We start from the raw sequence: 20,303 nt of genomic DNA, 5'->3' as shown, positions 1-20,303 counted from the left end.
GACCCTCTCCTCGGTTCGTCGGTTTCGTCGGTCCTTGTGGTGCGGCAGCCGTCTCACACTCCAGCATGCGCCCGGCGTAGGTTCTTCCCATGGCACTGAACATCTGCGTCTTCCTCTCCGCCGCCGACCTCGACGAGCGCTACACCCGCCCGGCCCGCGAATTCGCCGAACTGATCGGCAAGGGCGGCCACACCCTGGTGTGGGGCGGCTCGGAAGCCGGCCTGATGAAGGTCGTCGCGGACGGCGTGCAGGAGGCCGGCGGGCGGCTCGTCGGCGTTTCGGTGGAGTTCCTGCACACCGTGGCGCGCGAGAACGCCGACGAGATGGTGATCGCCAAGGACCTCGCCGAACGCAAGGCGCTGCTGCTCGCCAAGTCCGACGCGGTCGTCATCATGGTCGGCGGCACCGGCACGCTGGACGAGGCCACCGAGATACTGGAGCTGAAGAAGCACGGTCTGCACACCAAGCCGGTGGTGCTGCTCAACACGGCCGGTTTCTACGACGGCCTGAAGCTGCAGTTCCAGCGGATGGAGGCGGAGGGCTTCCTGCCCGTCCCCCTCGCCGACCTGGTCTTCTTCGCGGAGGACGGCGTCGCGGCACTCGCCTACCTTGAGGAGTCTGTGGGCGTGCGGTGATGCGAGCATGGGGCCTATGGCTACACATGTGATCACCGGAGCGGGCTCGGGCATCGGCGCGGCCGTCGCCCGCCGCCTGCACGAGCGCGGCGACGACGTCGTCCTGATGGCCCGCGACGCGGGCCGCGCCAAGCAGCTCGCGGAAGCTCTCCCCGGCGCCCGTACGCTCGTCGGCGACCTCGCGAACCCGGACAGGCTCTCCTGGGCGTTCTCGCACCAGCCGATGCCGGAGCGGGTGGACTCGCTGCTGCACATCGCGGGCGTCGTCGACCTCGGCCGGATCGCCGACCTCGGTACGAAGACCTGGCACAGCCAGCTGAACGTGAACCTGGTGTCCCCGGCCGAGCTGACCCGGCTCTTCCTGCCCCAACTCCGGCAGGACAAGGGGCACGTGGTCTTCGTCAACTCGGGTGCCGGTCTCGCCGCGCACGCCGAATGGGGCCCGTACGCCGCCAGCAAGCACGGCCTGAAGGCCCTCGCCGACGCGCTCCGCGAGGAGGAGCACGCCAACGGTGTGCGCGTCACCTCCGTCTATCCGGGGCGTACCGCCAGCGCCATGCAGGAGAAGGTGCACCAGCAGGAGGGCAAGAAGTACGACCCGTCGCGCTGGATCGACCCGGAGTCGGTCGCGACGACGATCCTCATGGCCCTCGACCTCCCGCGCGACGCCGAGGTCAACGACCTGTCCGTAAGGCCGGGCCGATGAGCGGGACCACCGAGCACACAGACGCGTTCGCGTGGGGCCCGGCAACCGGCGTCGGGTCCATGCCCGGTGGAGACGCCCGGGAGACCGCCAAGGCCGTCACCGGCAGCTTCGAGGACTTCCCGCACCTGGCGGAGCTGCCCGCGCGCGGCCCCGGCGCCGACATGATCGGGCGCACCGCCGGAATGCTCGTCGAGATGTACGTCCATCTCGAACCCAGCGGCTGGCGCATCAGTGACCGGCCGGGGCGCGACACGCGGCGGGCGCGGTCCTGGCTGGGGGAGGACCTCGACGCGCTGGAGGAGTTCACGCAGGGGTACACGGGCCCGCTGAAGGTGCAGGCCGTCGGTCCGTGGACGCTGTCGGCAGGCGTGGAGACGCGCAACGGCGAGTCCGTGCTCCGCGACCCGGGCGCGGTACGTGACCTCGCGGGCTCGCTGGCCGAGGGGCTGCGGGCGCATCTCGCGGAGGTGCGGCGGCGGGCGCCGGGCGCGCAGGTGGTGCTCCAGCTCGACGAGCCGTCGCTGACGGCCGTACTGCGGGGGCAGGTCAGGACCGCCAGCGGGTACCGGACGTACCGGGCGGTGGACCGTCAGGTCGTCGAGGGGACGCTGCGGGATGTGATGAGGGCCCATGACGGTCCGGTCGTGGTCCATTCCTGCGCGCCGGACGTGCCTTTCGCGCTGCTGCGCCGGGCGGGCGCGGCGGGGGTCTCGTTCGATTTCTCCCTGCTCACCGAGCGTGACGATGACGCGATCGGTGAGGCGGTGGAGGGCGGTACGCAGCTGTTCGCCGGAATCGTGCCGGGCACCGACACGGCATTGTCAGACCCGGCCGGTAGCGTCATGGGTGTCAGGACGCTGTGGCGCAGGCTGGGGCTGAATCCGGGGACTCTGGCGGAGTCTCTGGTGATCACTCCGTCGTGCGGGCTCGCGGGGGCTTCCCCGGCGTACGCGCGCGCCGCGCTCGCGCACTGCGCCAGGGCCGCGAGATCGCTCGCGGACAACCCTGAGTAACGGGAATCGAATGGTCGGAAACGGGAGGACAAGACGGTGGCTGGCGAACAGCAGGTGGCGGTACCCGCGGAGGCACGGGATCGGCACGCACAGCTCGCTGAGCAGGTCGAGGAGCACCGCTTCCGGTACTACGTGAAGGACCAGCCGGTCATCAGCGACGCCGAGTTCGACCAGCTGCTGCGGACGCTGGAAGCGCTGGAGGACGAGTACCCCGAGCTGCGTACGCCCGACTCGCCGACCCAGAAGGTCGCCGGGGCGTACGAAACGGACTTCACGGCGGTCCAGCACCGCGAGCGCATGCTCTCCCTCGACAACGCTTTCGACGACGAGGAGCTGACGGCCTGGGGCGAGCGGGTCGCCGGCGAGCTGGGCTCCGTGCCGTATCACCTGCTGTGCGAGCTGAAGGTGGACGGCCTCGCGGTCAATCTGACGTACGAGAAGGGGCGGCTGACGCGGGCCGCGACGCGGGGCGACGGGCGCACGGGCGAGGACATCACGCCCAACGTCCGTACGATCGCGGGCATCCCGGACCGGCTGAAGGGCGACCGGATCCCGGACCTGGTCGAGATCCGCGGCGAGGTCTACTTCCCGATGGAGAAGTTCCAGGAGCTGAACGCTCGGCTGGTGGCCGCGGAGGACAAGCCCTTCGCCAACCCGCGCAACGCGGCGGCGGGTTCACTGCGGCAGAAGGACCCCAAGGTCACCGCGAGCCGTCCGCTGCACATGGTGGTGCACGGTATCGGGGCCCGCGAGGGCCTGGACATCGACCGCCTGTCGCAGGCGTACGAGCTGCTGCGCGAGTGGGGCCTGCCGGTCGCGCGGCACAACAGGGTCGTGAACGACCTCGCGGGCGTACGGGAGTTCATCGCGTACTTCGGCGAGAACCGGCACTCCGTGGAGCACGAGATCGACGGCGTCGTCGTCAAGCTCGACGAGATCCGGCTCCAGGGGCGCCTCGGCTCGACCTCGCGGGCGCCGCGCTGGGCCATCGCCTGGAAGTACGCGCCGGAGGAGGTCAACACCAAACTGGTGAACATCCGGGTGGGGGTCGGGCGCACGGGGCGCGTGACGCCGTACGCCCAGGTGGAGCCGGTGACCGTCGCTGGTTCCGAGGTCGAGTTCGCCACCCTGCACAACCAGGAAGTGGTGAAGGCCAAGGGCGTACGCATCGGGGACACGGTGGTGCTGCGCAAGGCGGGCGACGTCATCCCCGAGATCCTCGGGCCGGTCGTGGACCTGCGGGACGGCAGCGAGCGGGAGTTCGTCATGCCGTCCGAGTGCCCCGAGTGCGGTACGCCGCTGCGGCCGATGAAGGAGGCCGACATCGACCTCCGCTGTCCCAACGCCCGCTCGTGTCCGGCCCAGTTGCGCGAGCGTCTGTTCTACCTGGCCGGGCGCAAGTCCCTGGACATCGAGAACTTCGGGTACGTTGCGGCGGCCGCGCTCACCAGGCCGCTGGAGCCGGCCGAGCCGCCGCTGCGCGACGAGGGCGACCTGTTCGACCTCAAGGTCGAGCAGCTGCTGCCCATCAAGTCGTACGTACTGGACCAGGATTCGGGGCTTCCCAAGCGGGACCCGAAGACGGGCGAGGAGAAGGTCGTCACCTTCTTCGCCAATCAGAAGGGCGAGCCGAAGAAGAACACCCTCGCCATGCTGGAGAACATCGCGGCTGCGAAGCAGCGGCCGCTGGCCCGGGTCATCACCGGTCTTTCCATCCGGCACGTGGGCCCGGTCGCGGCGGAGGCGCTGGCCCGCGAGTTCCGTTCGCTGGACCGGATCGAGCAGGCGCCGGAGGAGGAACTGGCCGCTGTAGAGGGCGTCGGACCGACCATCGCCGCCTCGCTCAAACAGTGGTTCGAGGAGGACTGGCACCGGGAGATCCTGCGCAAGTGGCGGGCCGCCGGGGTCCGGATGGAGGAAGAGGGCGCCGGCGAGGAGCAGGGGCCGCGCCCGCTGGAGGGCCTCACGGTGGTGGTGACCGGAACCCTGCAGAACTACACGAGGGATGGCGCGAAAGAGGCGCTCCAGAGCCTTGGAGCAAAAGTGACCGGATCTGTTTCAAAGAAGACCGGTTTTGTGGTGGTCGGCGACAGTCCCGGCTCTAAGTACGACAAAGCCATGCAGTTGAAGGTGCCTGTTCTCAACGAAGAGGGATTTGCCGTCCTTTTGGCGGAGGGTCCGGACGCGGCCCGTGAAGCGGCTGTGCCGACCGAGGAGTAGGGGTGGTGCGGGACGGGGAAAGGGGCGGTGAGAGGGGGTAAGCACCGCAGCCGGGATCACCCGTTCAGCGCATAGCAGACGGACTCGGGTGGCTGGGTCGCATTCGGGCAACAGCGTTGGACCGCTGCCCCGGAGAGCCTTCTGCGGCCTACTGTTGAGATGTGCGCCTGCCGTGCACGGCTGCAATGAGGTGTCCCCTGCTCATAAAGAGCCCGGGAAAGGAATTTCAGTCGTGGACGGCATGACAACGGGGCCATCGCTTGGCAGGGGCACCGCCGGCTGTGAGAGGGACGGAATGAAACCGACCGAGAGTGCCGACCCGGCCTCACGGCTGAGGCGGTGGGCAGGCGCCCCGAGGGCGCTGCCCGCCGCCGTCGTGACACTGGCCGCCCTCGTCCTGTTCACCGGGATGGTCCGCGCCGTGACCGCGGACCGCGCGCTGTTCCCCGACAGCACGGTCGGCTGGTCCCTCGCGCTGCTCACCGGAGTCATCGTCGGCCATCTGGTCGCCCTCGGCCGCGACCGGTGGTGGGGCGGCACGGGATCGGGCGCCGCGCTCACCCTTGCCGTCCTGCTGCTGTACGGCTGGGTGCCCGCCGGTCTGGTCAGCCTGGCCGTCGTCGTGCTCGTCGGCGTGGCCCGCAGGCACCGCTGGAAACAGGGACTCCTGCACGGCGCGGTGGACATCCTGGGGATAGGCGTCGCGGCGCTCGTCCTGGCCGTGTTCGGCGACGTACCGACCGTCGAGAAGCCCTGGAACCCACTGGAGTGGGGGATAGAGACGGTCCCGGAGGTCGTGCTCGCCGCCACCGCGTATCTCGCCCTGACCCGGGTGCTCCTCTGGTACACGCTGGCGCCGCGCCGCGGACGGCTGCCGTCCGTCGCCCGGACGGCCCTGTACCGGCAGGCGCTCGTCGCGGTCGCCCTGCTCGGTATCGCACCACTGATCTGCGTGGTCGCGGTGGCGCTGCCGGTCCTGCTGCCGCTGTTCTCCGTACCGCTGATAGCGCTGGACTCCACGCTGTGGATCGCCAGGGCCAGGGCGGAGGAGCAGCTGCGGGACCCGCTGACCGGGCTGCCGAACCGGCACTGGCTGCTGCAGCGGGCCCGGCCGGTGCTGGAAGAGGCCCAGAGCACCGGCACCCGCTCCGCGCTCGTACTGATAGACCTCGACCGTTTCAGAGCGGTCAACGACACCCTCGGCCACCTGGCGGGCGACCGGCTGCTGCTCCAGATAGCCGACAGGCTGCGCCTGGCGCTGCCGCGCGGGGCGGAGGCCGCGCGGCTCGGCGGTGACGAGTTCGCGGTCCTGCTCCCCACCGCGGACTCGACGACCAGTGCGCAGCGCATCGCCAGGCATCTGGTGGCCGAACTCTCCTCGCCGCTCGACCTGGACGGGCTGACGCTCGTCCTGGAGGCCAGTGCGGGCGTCGCCGTCTTCCCCGACCACGCGCTGGACGCGGAAGGGCTGCTGCGGCGCGCCGACGTGGCGATGTATCAGGCCAAGCGGGACCGTACGGGCGTAGAGGTCTACGAATCCAAACGGGACAGCAACACACCCGACCGGCTCGGCCTGCTGGGTGACCTGCGGCGGGCGCTCGACGCGGGCGACGTCGAGCTCCACTACCAGCCGAAGGTGCGCTTCGACGGGCAGGTGGCGGGTCTCGAAGCGCTGGTCCGGTGGGTGCACCCGGAGCGCGGGCGGGTCTCCCCGGACGAGTTCATCGCCATCGCGGAGTCGTCGGGGCTGATGCCGCACCTGACGGAGTACGTCCTGGAGACCGCGCTCGCACAGGTCGCCCGGTGGCGGGCACAGGGACTGAACACTCCCGTCGCGGTGAACGTGTCACCGCGCGACGTGCACACGCCCGGCTTCGCGGGCGCGGTGGCGGCCCGGCTGGCCCGCCACGGTGTCCCCGCCGGGTCCCTGCAACTCGAAATAACGGAGCACGTGCTGCTGGAGGACCCGCAGCGCGCGGCGGACACGCTGGCCGGGCTGACCGGGCACGGCGTGAAGATGTCGCTGGACGACTTCGGTACGGGCTACTCCTCCCTCGTGCACCTGCGCCGGCTGCCGGTGAGCGAGCTGAAGATCGACCGGTCCTTCGTGGCCCGGCTGGCCGTCGACAACGAGGACGCCGAGATCGTCCGCTGCACGGTCGACCTCGCCCACTCGCTGGGACTGCTGGTGGTGGCGGAGGGCGTCGAGGACGACGAGACGTGGGAGCGGCTGCGGGACCTGGGCTGCGACGCGGTGCAGGGCTGGCTGGTGGCGGCGGCGATGCCGCCGGACGAGGCGACGGCCTGGCTGCTGGCCAGGGGCGAGCGCGGCTGGCACCGGCAGGTGGACCTGGACCGGGTCGCCGCCGCGGCCGCCCTGGAAGAGGCGCAGAGCCAGTCCCCGTCCCCGTCCGGCCAGCCGGTGAAGTAGCGGACCCGGAGTGCGAGTGGAGTGCACGAGAAGTACATGAGGCGTGTGTGAGGAGCGTACGAGGCCGTTCGCAGGGAATCCGTTTCGTGGGCAGGGGCCCGAGCCCCATAGGATTGGGCCAAAATCCACACACTCACCCCTGAGGATCGCTGCATGCCTGGCATCACGCGCGAGGAGGTCGCCCACCTCGCACGGCTGGCGCGTCTGGAGCTGAAGGGCGAAGAGCTCGATCACTTCGCCGGTCAGCTCGACGACATCATCGGCGCGGTCGCCCGCGTCTCCGAGGTCGCCGACCAAGACGTACCGCCGACCTCCCACCCGCTGCCGCTGACGAACGTCATGCGCGCGGACGAGGTCCGTCCGTCGCTCACCCCGGAGCAGGCCCTCTCCGGCGCCCCCGCCCAGGAGCAGCAGCGTTTCAAGGTGCCGCAGATCCTGGGGGAGGACTAATCACCATGACGACCGCCACACACAACGTCGAGCACATCATCAAGCTCACCGCCGCCGAGACCGCCGCGAAGATCGCTTCGGGCGAGCTCACGGCCGTCGAGGTGACCGAGGCCCACCTGGCCCGGATCGACGCCGTCGACGAGAAGGTGCACGCCTTCCTGCACGTCGACCGCGAGGGGGCCCTGGCCCAGGCTCGCGCCGTCGACGCGAAGAGGGCGAACGGCGAGAAGCTCGGCCCGCTGGCCGGCGTACCGCTCGCGCTCAAGGACATCTTCACCACCGAGGGCATGCCGACCACCGTCGGTTCGAAGATCCTCGAAGGCTGGATCCCGCCGTACGACGCCACGGTCACCCGGAAGCTCAAGGCGGCCGACGTCGTCATCCTCGGCAAGACCAACATGGACGAGTTCGCCATGGGGTCCTCCACCGAGAACAGCGCGTACGGCCCGACCGGCAACCCCTGGGACCTGACCAAGATCCCCGGCGGCTCCGGAGGCGGCTCCTCCGCCGCCCTCGCGTCGTACGAGGCGCCGCTGGCCATCGGCACGGACACCGGCGGTTCCATCCGCCAGCCCGCCGCCGTCACCGGCACCGTCGGCGTCAAGCCCACGTACGGCGGCGTCTCCCGCTACGGCATGGTCGCGTTCTCGTCCTCCCTCGACCAGGGCGGCCCCTGTGCCCGTACGGTCCTGGACGCCGCGCTCCTGCACGAGGTCATCGCCGGGCACGACCCGCTGGACTCGACCTCCATCGACGCCCCGGTCCCGCCGGTGGTCGAGGCCGCCCGCAACGGCTCCGTGGCCGGCATGCGCGTCGGCGTCGTCAAGCAGTTCCGCGGCGAGGGCTACCAGGCCGGCGTCCTCCAGCGCTTCGACGAGTCCGTCGAGCTGATGAAGGAGCTCGGCGCCGAGATCGTCGAGCTGGACTGCCCGTCCTTCGACCTGGCCCTCTCCGCGTACTACCTCATCGCCCCCTCCGAGTGCTCCTCCAACCTGGCCCGCTTCGACGCCATGCGTTACGGCCTGCGGGTCGGGGACGACGGCACGAAGTCCGCCGAGGAGGTCACCGCCCTCACCCGTGAGGCCGGCTTCGGCGACGAGGTCAAGCGCCGGATCATTCTCGGTACGTACGCGCTCAGCTCCGGCTACTACGACGCGTACTACGGATCCGCGCAGAAGGTCCGCACCCTCATCACGCAGGACTTCGAGAAGGCCTTCGAGAAGGTCGACGTGATCGTCTCGCCGACCACGCCCACCACCGCCTTCCCGATCGGCGAGCGCGCCGACGACCCGATGGCGATGTACCTCGCGGACCTGTGCACCATCCCGACCAACCTGGCCGGCAACGCCGCCATGTCGCTGCCCTGCGGCCTCGCGCCCGAGGACGGCATGCCGGTCGGTCTCCAGATCATCGCCCCCGCCATGAAGGACGACCGTCTTTACAAGGTCGGCGCTGCCGTTGAGGCCGCCTTCGTGGAAAAGTGGGGCCACCCGCTGCTTGAGGAGGCACCGTCGCTGTGAGCCCCATGCCCATCAAGGCCAAGGGATTCAAGAATTCCAAGGCCGGCACGTACCTGTCGATCGGCTCCACCGCCTTCGGCGCGATCAGCGTCGTCAAGCAGGCCCGTATGGCCCGCAAGGACAATGACACGCTCCGTCTCGTCGACGCCGTTGTCTCCGCCGCCGCCATCGTCACGGGCCTCGCTCTGCTTTACCGCGAGCTGAAGAAGCTCGGCGACGACGACGTTCTGCTGGGCTGAGAGGGAAAGTTTCACCGTGACCGTCACTGAACTGGTGTCGTACGAGGACGCACTCGCGTCCTACGACCCCGTCATGGGCCTGGAGGTCCATGTCGAGCTCGGCACAAAGACGAAGATGTTCTGCGGCTGCTCCACGGAGCTCAAGCAGGACGCCAACAGCCAGACCTGCCCCACCTGCCTGGGTCTGCCCGGCTCGCTCCCGGTCGTCAACGCGATCGGCGTCGAGTCGGCCGTCAAGATCGGCCTCGCGCTCAACTGCGAGATCGCCGAGTGGTGCCGCTTCGCCCGGAAGAACTACTTCTATCCGGACATGCCGAAAAACTTCCAGACCTCCCAGTACGACGAGCCGATCGCCTTCAACGGCTATCTGGACGTCCAGCTGGAGGACGGCGAGATCTTCCGCGTGCAGATCGAGCGCGCCCACATGGAGGAGGACACCGGCAAGTCGCTGCACGTCGGCGGCGCCACCGGGCGTATCCACGGCGCGTCCCACTCCCTGCTGGACTACAACCGCGCCGGCATCCCGCTCATCGAGATCGTCACCAAGCCGATCGAGGGCGCGGGCACGCGTGCCCCCGAGGTCGCGAAGGCGTACGTCGCCGAGCTCCGCGAGCTCATCAAGGCGCTCGGCGTCTCCGAGGCGCGCATGGAGCAGGGCCAGATGCGCTGCGACGTGAACCTCTCGCTGCGGCCGCACGGCCGTGAGGAGTTCGGTACGCGCTCCGAGACGAAGAACGTCAACTCCCTTCGCTCGGTCGAGCGCGCGGCCCGCTTCGAGATCCAGCGGCACGCCGCTGTTCTCAACTCCGGCGGCACGATCGTCCAGGAGACCCGGCACTTCCACGAGGAGGACGGCTCCACCACGGCCGGCCGCATCAAGGACAACGCCGAGGACTACCGGTACTTCCCGGAGCCGGACCTGGTCCCCGTGGCCCCCTCCCGCGAGTGGGTCGAGGAGCTCCGCCGCGGCCTGCCCGAGCTGCCGCGCGTACGCCGCAACCGCCTCCGCGAGGAGTGGGGTGTCAGCGAGCACGACATGCAGTCGATCCTCAACGCCGGCGCGATCGACCCGATCGTCGCCACGATCGAGGCGGGCGCGGACGCGGCTTCGGCGCGCAAGTGGTGGATGGGCGAGCTGGCCCGTAACGCCAACGAGTCCGGCCGCGACCTCGCGTCGCTGCCGATCACGCCGGAGCAGGTCGCCCGTATCACCGCGCTGGTGAAGGACGGCTCGCTCAACGACAAGCTGGCCCGTCAGGTCTTCGAGGGCGTCCTCGCGGGCGAGGGCGGCCCGGACGAGGTCGTCGAGAAGCGCGGCCTGAAGGTCGTCTCGGACGAGGGCGCGCTGGGCACGGCCGTGGACGAGGCCATCGCGGCCAACGCCGGCATCGCGGACAAGATCCGCAGCGGCAAGGTCGCGGCGGCGGGCGCGCTGGTCGGCGCGGTCATGAAGGCCACGCGCGGCCAGGCGGACGCGGCGCGGGTGCGCGAGCTGATTCTGGAGAAGCTCGGCGTGACCGAGGGCTGAGGCCCGTACGCCTGATGACGTACGAGGGGCGGCGCACCGGAATCATCCGGGGCGCCGCCCTTCGGCGTACACGAGCGGCTTAAGGACTTTCAGGGCCTCAGGACATGGCCGGATAGCGCTTGGACTCTTCGCTCCTTGTCTTGGACGTTCACGCCGGAGTCGTCGCCGGGTCTTCTCGTCGCCATCCGGTCTCACTACCGTCCCTGGCGTACCACTCAATGGATCACAGGCGGACCATTGGCTGTCGACTGGGAGGTCGAGCGTGTCACCGGACATTTCGCGCAGAAGGATGCTCGCTCTGGGCGGAGGCGCCATCGGCGCCGCCGCGGCCGGATCGCTGCTTCCGCCCTCGCTGCGGACGGCGATAGCCGCCGAACTGCCCTCGGGCGGGCTGGGAGCGGTCAAGCACGTCGTCGTCCTCATGCAGGAGAACCGATCCTTCGACCACTACTTCGGCACCCTGCGCGGCGTACGCGGATTCGGTGACCGCAACGCCGTGGAGCTCCCGTCCGGCAAGCCGGTCTTCGAGCAGCCCGCGCCGTCGCGCACCGTCCTGCCCTTCCCGGTCCGGGACGCGGCCGAGGCGCAGAAGAAGGACCTCCAGTACATCGGCGACCTCGACCACTCGTGGGGCGGCGGTGCCAAGGCCTGGAACCAGGGCTGGATGGACGGCTGGGTATCGGCCAAGACCGCCGCCACCATGGCGTACTACGACCGCCGCGACCTGCCGCTGCACTACGAGCTCGCGGACACGTTCACCATCTGCGACGCCTACCACTCCTCGATCCATACGTCGACGAGCCCGAACCGCAACCACCTGTGGAGCGGCTGGACCGGGCACGAGGCCGACGGCAGCCGCGCCGTCACCAATGCGGCGTACGCCGAGGGCACGCATCCCGGCTACCCGTGGCCGACGTACGCCGAGCGGCTGGAGAAGGCGGGCCGGTCCTGGAAGACGTACCAGGAGTGGGAGAACTTCACCGACAACAACATCGAGTTCTTCACGGCCTTCAAGAAGATCGCCCGCAAGGCCCTCGCGAAGGCTCCCGGCGGCTTCACCTACATGGAGGCCTTCTACGCCAAGGTGCGGGGCACCGCAGACGCCGCCGAGCGCGAGCGGCTGCTCGCCGCGCTGGAGGAGGGCGTGGCCACGCTGACGAAGGCCGAGCGCTCCCTCTTCGAGCGCGGCCTGCGGCGCGTCGAGACCGGCGGGCTCGCCGACGACTTCCGGACCGACGTGGCGGCGGGGAAGCTGCCCGAGGTGTCGTACCTGGTGCCTTCGGCGGTCGACTCGGAGCACCCCGGCTCCTCCTCGCCGATCGCCAGCGCCTCGCTCGTCTACAAGGTCCTCGACGCGCTCGGCTCGCACCCGGACGTCTGGCGGCACACCGTCGTGCTGATCAACTACGACGAGAACGACGGGTTCTTCGATCATGTGCCGCCGCCCGTGCCGCCCGCCGACAACACCGACGAGCGGTATCAGGGCCGGCCGACCGGACTCGGCATCCGCGTCCCGATGCTGGTCGTCTCGCCGTGGACGGTCGGCGGGTACGTCTGCTCCGAGGTCTTCGACCACACCTCCGTGATCCGCTTCCTGGAGCGGTGGACGGGCATCGAGGAGCCCAACATCACGCCCTGGCGGCGCACGGTCACGGGCGACCTGACCTCGGCGTTCGACTTCAGGCGCGGGCACCGGCAGCCGCAGGTCGAGCAGCCGGGTGCGATACCGCCCTTCACGGGGCGCTGGCGGCCGGTCCCGCCGCTGGAGCAGCACATGCCCGTACAGGAGGAGGGGACGCGCCCCGCGCGCCCGCTGCCGTACCAGCCGGACGCCCACGGCAAGGTGGAGGACGGCGCCTTCAAGGTCGAGCTCAGCAACACGGGGCGCGCGAGCGCACACTTCGCGCTCTACCCGTACGCCGGTGAATTCGCCATTCCGCAGCACCGGGATGTAAGGGGCACCGTGCAATGGGCCGTACCCCTTACGCGTGACGACTACCGCTTCACGATCACCGGGCCGAACGGCTTCCGCCGCGAGTTCGCCGGTACGAAGGCGGGCGTCGCCGACGTCTCCTCGTACCTCGACGTACGCGACCGTGACCTGCACCTCACCCTCGTCAACCGGGGCAAGGACCCGCTGACCTTCACCGTGCGGACGCTCGCGTACGCCGACGAGGCCGGCCTCGACGACAGGCGGCCCCGCGAGGTCACGGTGAAGCCGGGCCGCAGCCGCACCGTGGTGCACTCCGCCGCGGACGCGCACGGGTGGTACGACCTGGCGATCACCGTTACGGGTGACGACGCTTTCCGCAGGCGTCTCATGGGGCACATTGAGAACGGGCGCGCGAGCGTCTCAGGCTGACACGCCGGGTGGTGCGCGGGAGCCCGGGAGCTGTGCCCCTGGCTCCCGCGATTTCTGTGACTATGCGCACGAATGGGACAAAGGATCGCTTTCAGCTGTCAAAGTTGCTGGTCGTAGGTCCTGAGTTCTTTGCGGGTTTGTTCCCGGTAAAGATCCACGAACCATCCAGGGAGCAAGTCCGTTGGCAGCAATCGCCCGGTGGTGCGTCAAGCACCGTTTCGCCTCAGTTCTGCTGTGGCTGCTCGCGCTCGGCGTAGTGGCCGGAGCCGCTGGAATCGCCGGTTCGGCGTATTCCAACGACTACGAGGTACCCGGCACCGAATCTGGGCGTGCCACCGCCCTCCTCGATGCCGGATTCGACGGCCGGGCAGGCGACAGCAACACCGTCGTCTGGCACACCGCGGGCCGCACCACCGTCGAGGCCGCCGGAGTCGAGCAGTCGATGACGCGGACGCTGGACGCCATCGAGGACCTTCCGGGCGTGGTGGGCGTCGTCAGCCCGTACGAGAGCGAGGGCGCCGCGTCGCAGATCAGCAAGGACGGGCACACCGCCTACGCCACCGTCACCTTCGACACGCAGGCCGACGACGTCCTCCAGCGGCAGGCAAAGGCTCTCGTCGACACCGCGAAGGCCGCGGAGACCGCCGAGATCCAGGTGGAGCTCGGCGGCAACGCGGTAGCACTCACCGAGGCTCCCGACTCCCACCTCAGCGAGCTCGTCGGGGTCGTGGTCGCGGCCGTCGTCCTCTTCGTCGCCTTCGGCTCGCTCGCGGCCAGCCTGCTGCCCATCGCGACCGCCCTGGTCAGCGTCGGCACGGCGTACGCGGGCACCATCCTGCTCGGCCACGTCATGACGGTCGCGGACTTCGCGCCGATGCTGGGCATGCTGGTCGGGCTCGGCGTCGGCATCGACTACGCCCTGTTCATCGTCACCCGGCACCGCGAGGGGCTGCGCCGCGGCCTGTCCGTCGCCGACTCGGCGGCGAACGCGGTCGCCACCACCGGCCGCGCGGTCGTCTTCGCGGGCGCCACGGTCTGCATCGCCCTGCTGGGCATGCTGATACTGCGCCTGTCCTTCCTCAACGGCGTCGCGATCGCCGCGTCGCTGACCGTCATCCTCACCGTCGCCGCCTCGGTGACCCTGCTGCCCGCCCTGCTCTCCCTCATCGGCATGAGGGCGCTCAGCCGCCGCGAACGCAGGCAGCTGAGCAAGCACGGCCCGCAGCCCGCGCTGCCCACCGGGTTCGCCGCCCACTGGTCCGCCTTCGTCGAGCGCCACCCCAAGCTGCTCGGTGCCGTCGCCGCCGTCGTCATGGTGGTCCTCGCACTGCCCACCCTCGGGCTGCACCTGGGCACGTCCGACCAGGGCAACAACCCGGTGTCCTCGACGACCCGCTCGGCGTACGACCTGATCGCCGAAGGCTTCGGCCCCGGCAGCAACGGCCCGCTGACCCTCGTCGCCGAGGTCCACGGCGCGGACGACCGCGCCGCCATGGGCGCCCTCGCCGGCACCGTGCGCGGCGCCGACGGTGTCGCGTTCGTCGGCCCGGTGGCGTACAGCGGCGACGGCGAAACGGCCGCACTCACCGTCGTACCGCAGTCGTCACCGCAGTCGAAGGACACCAGCGACCTCGTCGACCGGCTGCGCGACAACATCCTGCCGCAGGCCGAGCAGGGGACGTCGCTGGAGGTGTACGTCGGCGGGATCACCGCGAGCTACGACGACTTCGCCGATGTCATAGTGGGCAAGCTGCCGCTCTTCGTCGGCATCGTGATCGCGCTCGGCTGCGCCCTGCTGCTGCTCGCCTTCCGCAGCGTCGGCATCCCGCTGAAGGCAGCGCTGATGAACGTGCTCGCCGTCGCCTCCTCCTTCGGAGTCGTCGTGGCCGTCTTCCAGTGGGGCTGGGGCAGCGAACTGCTCGGGCTCGGCAGCGCGGGACCGATCGAGCCGTTCCTGCCGGTGATCATGGTGTCGGTGCTCTTCGGGCTCTCGATGGACTACCAGGTCTTCCTCGTCAGCCGGATGTACGAGGAGTGGCTGGAGACCGGCGACAACCGGCGGGCGGTGCGGGTCGGCCTGGCCGAGACCAGCCGAGTGATCAACTCCGCGGCCGTGATCATGATTTCGGTCTTCCTGGCCTTCGTCCTCAGCGGCGACCGGGTGATCGCGATGTTCGGCATCGCGCTCGCGGCGGCCGTCGCCCTGGACGCGTTCGTGCTCCGTACGCTCCTGGTCCCCGCTCTGATGCACATGCTCGGCGGCGCGAACTGGTGGCTGCCGCGCCGGCTCGACCGGTGGCTGCCGCGCATCAGCATCGAACCCGCCGAATGCCTTACGGCACATGACAAGATCGATGCCCAGCGCACGGGCGACTCCGAGGAGCCTCCGCAGCTCGTGCCATAACCGGCGAGGAGCGGGATGTTCGAGATACAGCTGGGCGGCGACGACGGCGCGGTGCTGCGCCCTCTGGAGCCCTGGCGGGCCGAGGAGTATCTCGCCCACATCGACCGCGGGCGCGAGTACATCGACCAGTACATCGGGCTCGCGGCGGCCGCCAAGGACCTCGGTGCGGCGCGGGCCTTCCTCCAGTCGTACGCCGAGAAGCGGGCCGCGGACACCGGACACCTCTACGGCATCTGGCTCGAAGGCACGCTGGTCGGCGGGGTCCTCTTCCGGACCTTCGACGCCGCTTCGGGCAACTGCGAGGCCGGCTGCTGGCTGGAAGAAGGGGCGGCGGGCCGCGGCCTCGTCACGCGCGCCATGCGGGCGCTGATCGACTGGGCGGTGGACGAGCGCGGGATGCACCGCGTGGAGTGGCGCGCGGCGTCCGCGAACACGGCGAGCATCAATGTGGCGAAGCGGCTGGGGATGACGCGGGACGGCGTACTGCGCGAAAGCCATCCGTACCGGGGCGTACGGCACGACATCGAGGTCTGGTCCGTGCTGGCGCACGAGTGGCGCAAGGGGCGTTAAGAAAGCTCTCAGAAACCACACCTAGCGTGCGGCGTATGACAGCCACAGCCCGTACTCAGTCCGACAAAGCAGCCGACACATCAGCCGACGAGATCGCAGCAGGAGAGACGGAAGAGACCAAGAAGGCCGAGGCCGCTGACCAGGACGTCACGGTTGACGGCTCCGAGGCCGCCGACCAGGCCCCGCGCGCCTCTTCCCCCGGCGTCGGCGCGGGCGCCGCCGCCGTGGTCTCCACGGTGCTCGGCCTCGCCGCCCTCACCGGGACCTGGGTCAGCGATGTCGTCGCCGAGCGCCAGAGGATCGTCGGGCAGCTCGGGATGGAGCAGACCGCCGGCCCCGCCGAACAGATCAGCACGATGTACGGCGACCCGTGGCACCTGACCGCCCTCGTCAACGGCGGCTTCGCGCTGCTCGCGCTCGTCGTCGCCGCCGTGGTGCTGGCCCGCCCGGCCTTCGCCGCCGGCCACCAGTCCGGCTGGGTCCGCTCCTTCGCCTGGGCCGGCATCGCCCTCGGCGCCCTCGGGCTGCTTGTCTCCGCCGGCATGTACTTCGACCTCTTCGCCTCGATGCCTACGCCGCCCACCGCGGGAACGGGCGCCGGAGCAGGCCAGTAAGGCAGCCACACCAGGGGCCTTAGGGACGTACGCACCTTCGCGTGTACGTCCCTAAGGCCCTTCGTGCTGCCAAGATGCGGCACTCTCCCGATGTGCCGGGGCGCCCTGGGAAACGAGAGTTGAGGCATCGCGAAAAGCGAACTCGACGAACGACTCGACTCCTTGAGGAGCACACCATGTTCGAGCACGAGATCCAGCAGCAGCACGCGGCCGAGCTGATGCGCGTGGCCGCCACCGAACGCCTCGCACGGCAGGCCGCCAAGGACCGCCGCGCCGCCCGCAGGACCGACCGCCGGGCCGCCCGCACGTCCGGGCAGAACGCATCCGAGGGGCCGGTGAGTTCGCTGCGCAACCGGCTCGCACGGGCCGCGTGACGGCGGCCTGACGGCGCGGCGAAGGACGCGAGATGAGCGTCGTGGCCGTTACGGGTTTCCTGGCCCGTCCCGCGATGTCGGACCCCTGTGCGATGCTCAGCGATGTGGAGACCAGGTCTGTCAGCCCCGTGTTCGTCGGCCGCGCCGGCGAGCTGGCCCAGCTCACCGATGCGCTCGCCCGCGCCACCGCGGGCGAGCCGCAGGCGTTGCTCGTGGGTGGTGAGGCAGGGGTCGGCAAGACCCGCCTCGTCGAGGAGTTCTTCGCCGCCGCCTGCCGGGCCGACGCCGTCGTCGTGGTGGGCGGCTGCGTCGAGATCGGCGCCGACGGGTTGCCGTTCGCGCCGTTCTCCACCGCGCTGCGCGCCCTGCGGCGCAGAATGCCCGACGAGGTCGCCGCCGCGGCCGAGGGCCAGGAGGGCGAACTGGCCCGGCTGTTGCCCGAACTCGGCGAGACCTCCCGCGACCAGCACAGCGAAGACGGCATGACGCGCCTCTTCGAGCTCACCGTCCGCCTTCTGGAGCGCATCACCGCCGACCGTACGGTCGTGCTCGCCCTGGAGGACCTGCACTGGGCCGACACCTCCACCCGCCACCTCCTCGCGTACCTCTTCCGCACGCTGCGGCGCGGACGCCTTGTCGTCATCGGCACCTACCGCGCGGACGACATCCACCGCCGCCACCCGTTGCGGCCCCTCCTCGCCGAACTCGACCGGCTGCGCACGGTCCGGCGCATCGAACTGTCCCGCTTCAACCGTTTGGAAGTGCACCGCCAGCTGACCGGAATCCTCGCCGCCGAACCCGAAGCGGCCCTGGCCGAAGAGGTGTTCACACGCTCCGACGGCAACGCGTTCTTCGTCGAGGAACTGGCCTCCTGCATCGGGACCGGCTGCGCCACCGGCCTGAGCGACTCCCTGCGCGACATCCTGCTGGTGCGGGTCGAGGCGCTGCCCGACGACGCCCAGAAGGTCGCCAGGATCGTCGCCGAGGGCGGCTCAACCGTCGAATACCGGCTGCTGCTCGCCGTCGCGCGGCTCCCCGAGGACGATCTGATCGAGGCCCTGCGGGCCGCCGTTGGCGCCAACCTGCTGCTCGCGACGCCGGACGGTGACGGGTACCGCTTCCGGCACTCCCTGGTGCGCGAGGCGCTCAGCGACGATCTGCTCCCCGGCGAGCGCTCCCGCCTCAACCGGCGGTACGCCGAAGCGCTGGAGGCCGACCCCTCGCTCGTACGGGCCGACGAGTACGCCACCCGTCTCGCCAGCTACTGGTACGCCGCGCACGACGCCGCCAAGGCGCTTCCCGCCGTGCTGAAGGCCTCCGTCGAGGCGCGCGGCCGCCACGCGTACGCCGATCAGCTGAGCCTGCTGGAACGGGCGATGGAGCTGTGGGATGACGCCCCCGCCGAGATCCGCGCGGTGCTGCGCCCCCTGGACTACGCCGAGGTCTACCCGCCCTGCGGCTGCGACGCCGCGACGACGCCGCTGCGCTACCTCGACCTCATGGCGGAGGCCACCGTCGCCGGCCGGTTCGGCGGCGAGCGCGAACGGGCCCTCAAGATCGCCAAGAAGGCGCTGCGGCTCCTGGAGGGCGAGGGGGACGCCCAGCGCGAAGCCTGGTTCTGGGTGCAGCGCTGCAAGCTGATATCGAGCCTGGGACGGGGCGACGGCTGGGCCGAACTCGCCCGCGCCCGCGAACTCGTGCGCGGACTGCCGCCGTCGGCCGTCCATGCCGAGGTCCTGTCGTACGTCGCGGGCTGGGGCATGCTGCACGAGCCGGGCCCGGACACCCTGGTCGCCGCCGAACAGGCCGTGGAGTACGCGCGCATGGTCGGAGCCCGGGACACCGAACTCTCCGCGCTGACCACCCTGGGGGGCCTGACCGTCGACGCGGGCGACGTCGAGGGCGGCCTCGCCACGCTGTACGCCGTCAAGGAACAGGCGGTCGCACAGGGCATGGCCAGCGTGGCGGGCCGCATCTACGTGAACCTCCCCTCGGCTCTGGAATCCCTGGGGCGCTCCCGGGAGGCGGTGAAGATCGCCGAGGAAGGCGTCGCCTTCTCCCGGAAGTACGGCCTCGCCGACGTCGAAGCCTGGGTGCGCGGAAATCTCGCCGAGGCGCTCGTCTCCCTGGGGCACTGGAGCGAGGCCGTCGGGCACGCCGTGGACATCGAACGGGCCTCCGCGCCGAGCGCGAAGCCGCGCGGCGCCGCCGCCTGGATACAGGCCGACGTGGCACGCGCCCGCGGCGAACTGACCGCCGCCGAGGAGCGGCTGGCAGCCGCCCACGCCTACTTCGGCACCCACGACCCGATGCCCCAGCACGACCTCCCCAGGCACCGGATCGAGCTCACCCTCGCCGCCGCGCGAGGCCGCATCCTGGACGTCCGCGCCGGATTCGCGCGGGCCGCCGCGGCCGGCTTCCCTCTCGGCACACACCGTTACGCCTGGGCGCTGCTGGCCGAAGCCGCCGCCGCCGAGGCGGACGCACGTGGCCTGCCGGCCGCCGGGACGGGCCGCGCCGAGGCCCTGGAGCTGATCCGGAACCGGGCGAAGCGGCTGGCTACCCCGGCGCCGCTCTGGCAGGCGTACGAGCGCTGGGTGAGAGCCGAACTGCGCCGGGCCGAGGGCCTTGCCACCCCCGACGACTGGGCCGGCGTCGTCACGGCGTTCGAGACGCTGGAGCGCCCGTACGACCTGGCCCGCGCGCGCCTGCGCTGGGCGGAGGCACTGCTCGCAGCCTCCACCCACACCGGCGGCTGCGACGCCGGGGCTGCCGCCGCCCCGCAGGCCGGTGCGGCGAGCCCGCGCGAAGTGAACGCCGACGAGCGCGAGCGGGCCGCCGAGCTGCTCCGGCTGGCCCGGGCCGCCGCGGAACACCTGGGCGCCCGCCCGCTGGCCGAGAGCGTCGCACTGCTCGCCCAGCGCGCCCGCCTCGCGCTGAACCGGGAGCCCAAAGCGCCGGTACTCACCGCGAGCCCGGCCGCGTCGCTGGGACTGACCCCGCGCGAACAGGACGTACTGCGGCTGGTCGCGGCCGGCCGCAGCAACCGGCAGATCGCCGAGGAGCTCTACATCTCACCCAAGACGGCGAGCGTCCACGTCTCCAACATCCTGGCCAAGCTCGGCGTCTCCGGCCGTGGCGAGGCCGCCGCCGTGGCCCACCGGCTGCGCCTCTTCACCGACACCCAGGACCACCCCCTGACGCCCGGCTGACCCCACCCAGCGGCGTGCACCCCCT

Annotated in this window: 15 protein-coding genes; all 15 read left to right on the top strand. The window is 70.7% G+C overall.

What is annotated here, in order from left to right:
- Positions 1-95 precede the first annotated feature (95 nt).
- Positions 96-635, top strand: a complete 540-nt coding sequence (locus J7E91_RS01595; protein WP_214898553.1) for a TIGR00730 family Rossman fold protein — start codon at positions 96-98, stop codon at positions 633-635.
- Positions 636-651: 16 nt separating this feature from the next.
- Positions 652-1,341, top strand: coding sequence for an SDR family oxidoreductase (locus tag J7E91_RS01590; RefSeq protein WP_214898441.1), 690 nt, complete (start codon positions 652-654; stop codon positions 1,339-1,341).
- Positions 1,338-2,354 (top strand): methionine synthase, encoded by a 1,017-nt coding sequence (locus J7E91_RS01585; RefSeq protein ID WP_214898439.1) that lies wholly within the window; start codon positions 1,338-1,340, stop codon positions 2,352-2,354. The genes J7E91_RS01590 and J7E91_RS01585 overlap by 4 nt, the downstream gene beginning before the upstream one ends.
- Before the next feature lie 36 nt (positions 2,355-2,390).
- Entirely contained in the window at positions 2,391-4,574 is a 2,184-nt protein-coding gene (gene ligA / locus J7E91_RS01580; protein WP_214898437.1) for an NAD-dependent DNA ligase LigA, read from the top strand.
- 295 nt (positions 4,575-4,869) lie between these two features.
- Complete coding sequence (locus J7E91_RS01575) at positions 4,870-7,005, top strand: bifunctional diguanylate cyclase/phosphodiesterase (protein WP_214898435.1); 2,136 nt, start codon at positions 4,870-4,872, stop codon at positions 7,003-7,005.
- 153 nt (positions 7,006-7,158) lie between these two features.
- Positions 7,159-7,455 (top strand): Asp-tRNA(Asn)/Glu-tRNA(Gln) amidotransferase subunit GatC, encoded by a 297-nt coding sequence (gene gatC, locus J7E91_RS01570; RefSeq protein ID WP_015036350.1) that lies wholly within the window; start codon positions 7,159-7,161, stop codon positions 7,453-7,455.
- A gap of 5 nt (positions 7,456-7,460) precedes the next feature.
- Positions 7,461-8,975 carry an Asp-tRNA(Asn)/Glu-tRNA(Gln) amidotransferase subunit GatA gene (gene gatA, locus J7E91_RS01565; protein ID WP_214898434.1) on the top strand — a complete coding sequence of 505 codons (1,515 nt, stop codon included), beginning with the start codon at positions 7,461-7,463 and terminating at the stop codon, positions 8,973-8,975.
- 5 nt (positions 8,976-8,980) lie between these two features.
- Positions 8,981-9,214, top strand: a complete 234-nt coding sequence (locus J7E91_RS01560) for a hypothetical protein (RefSeq protein WP_214898552.1) — start codon at positions 8,981-8,983, stop codon at positions 9,212-9,214.
- Positions 9,215-9,230: 16 nt separating this feature from the next.
- Entirely contained in the window at positions 9,231-10,742 is a 1,512-nt protein-coding gene (gatB, locus tag J7E91_RS01555) for an Asp-tRNA(Asn)/Glu-tRNA(Gln) amidotransferase subunit GatB (protein WP_214898432.1), read from the top strand.
- Positions 10,743-11,004: 262 nt separating this feature from the next.
- Positions 11,005-13,104 (top strand): phosphocholine-specific phospholipase C, encoded by a 2,100-nt coding sequence (locus tag J7E91_RS01550; RefSeq protein WP_214898430.1) that lies wholly within the window; start codon positions 11,005-11,007, stop codon positions 13,102-13,104.
- A 181-nt stretch (positions 13,105-13,285) separates the two neighbouring features.
- The gene (locus tag J7E91_RS01545; RefSeq protein ID WP_214898429.1) at positions 13,286-15,508 is read left to right on the top strand and encodes an MMPL family transporter; all 2,223 of its coding nucleotides are present in this window, start codon (positions 13,286-13,288) and stop codon (positions 15,506-15,508) included.
- A gap of 15 nt (positions 15,509-15,523) precedes the next feature.
- Entirely contained in the window at positions 15,524-16,078 is a 555-nt protein-coding gene (locus J7E91_RS01540; protein WP_214898427.1) for a GNAT family N-acetyltransferase, read from the top strand.
- Positions 16,079-16,113: 35 nt separating this feature from the next.
- Positions 16,114-16,692: a hypothetical protein gene (locus J7E91_RS01535; RefSeq protein WP_214898425.1), complete on the top strand. Its 579-nt coding sequence runs from the start codon at positions 16,114-16,116 to the stop codon at positions 16,690-16,692.
- Positions 16,693-16,868: 176 nt separating this feature from the next.
- On the top strand, positions 16,869-17,066 hold the full coding sequence (locus tag J7E91_RS01530; protein WP_214898423.1) for a hypothetical protein: 198 nt from the start codon (positions 16,869-16,871) through the stop codon (positions 17,064-17,066).
- 32 nt (positions 17,067-17,098) lie between these two features.
- Entirely contained in the window at positions 17,099-20,278 is a 3,180-nt protein-coding gene (locus J7E91_RS01525) for an AAA family ATPase (protein WP_374224597.1), read from the top strand.
- Positions 20,279-20,303: the final 25 nt, after the last annotated feature.

The organism is Streptomyces sp. ISL-99, from assembly GCF_018614005.1.
Taxonomy (GTDB): Bacteria; Actinomycetota; Actinomycetes; order Streptomycetales; family Streptomycetaceae; genus Streptomyces; species Streptomyces flavidovirens.
Note: the sequence above shows the minus strand (reverse complement) of the source record. Positions and strands in the feature narration are given on the sequence as shown.

Bases quoted from the DNA above. Each gene is read 5' to 3' on its own strand.
- J7E91_RS01535 (WP_214898425.1), top strand. From the start codon at position 16,114: ATGACAGCCACAGCCCGTACTCAGTCCGACAAAGCAGCCGACACATCA.
- J7E91_RS01530 (WP_214898423.1), top strand. From the start codon at position 16,869: ATGTTCGAGCACGAGATCCAGCAGCAGCACGCGGCCGAGCTGATGCGC.
- J7E91_RS01540 (WP_214898427.1), top strand. From the start codon at position 15,524: ATGTTCGAGATACAGCTGGGCGGCGACGACGGCGCGGTGCTGCGCCCT.
- J7E91_RS01575 (WP_214898435.1), top strand. From the start codon at position 4,870: ATGAAACCGACCGAGAGTGCCGACCCGGCCTCACGGCTGAGGCGGTGG.
- J7E91_RS01525 (WP_374224597.1), top strand. From the start codon at position 17,099: ATGAGCGTCGTGGCCGTTACGGGTTTCCTGGCCCGTCCCGCGATGTCG.
- J7E91_RS01590 (WP_214898441.1), top strand. From the start codon at position 652: ATGGCTACACATGTGATCACCGGAGCGGGCTCGGGCATCGGCGCGGCC.
- gatC (WP_015036350.1), top strand. From the start codon at position 7,159: ATGCCTGGCATCACGCGCGAGGAGGTCGCCCACCTCGCACGGCTGGCG.
- J7E91_RS01585 (WP_214898439.1), top strand. From the start codon at position 1,338: ATGAGCGGGACCACCGAGCACACAGACGCGTTCGCGTGGGGCCCGGCA.
- gatA (WP_214898434.1), top strand. From the start codon at position 7,461: ATGACGACCGCCACACACAACGTCGAGCACATCATCAAGCTCACCGCC.
- J7E91_RS01560 (WP_214898552.1), top strand. From the start codon at position 8,981: ATGCCCATCAAGGCCAAGGGATTCAAGAATTCCAAGGCCGGCACGTAC.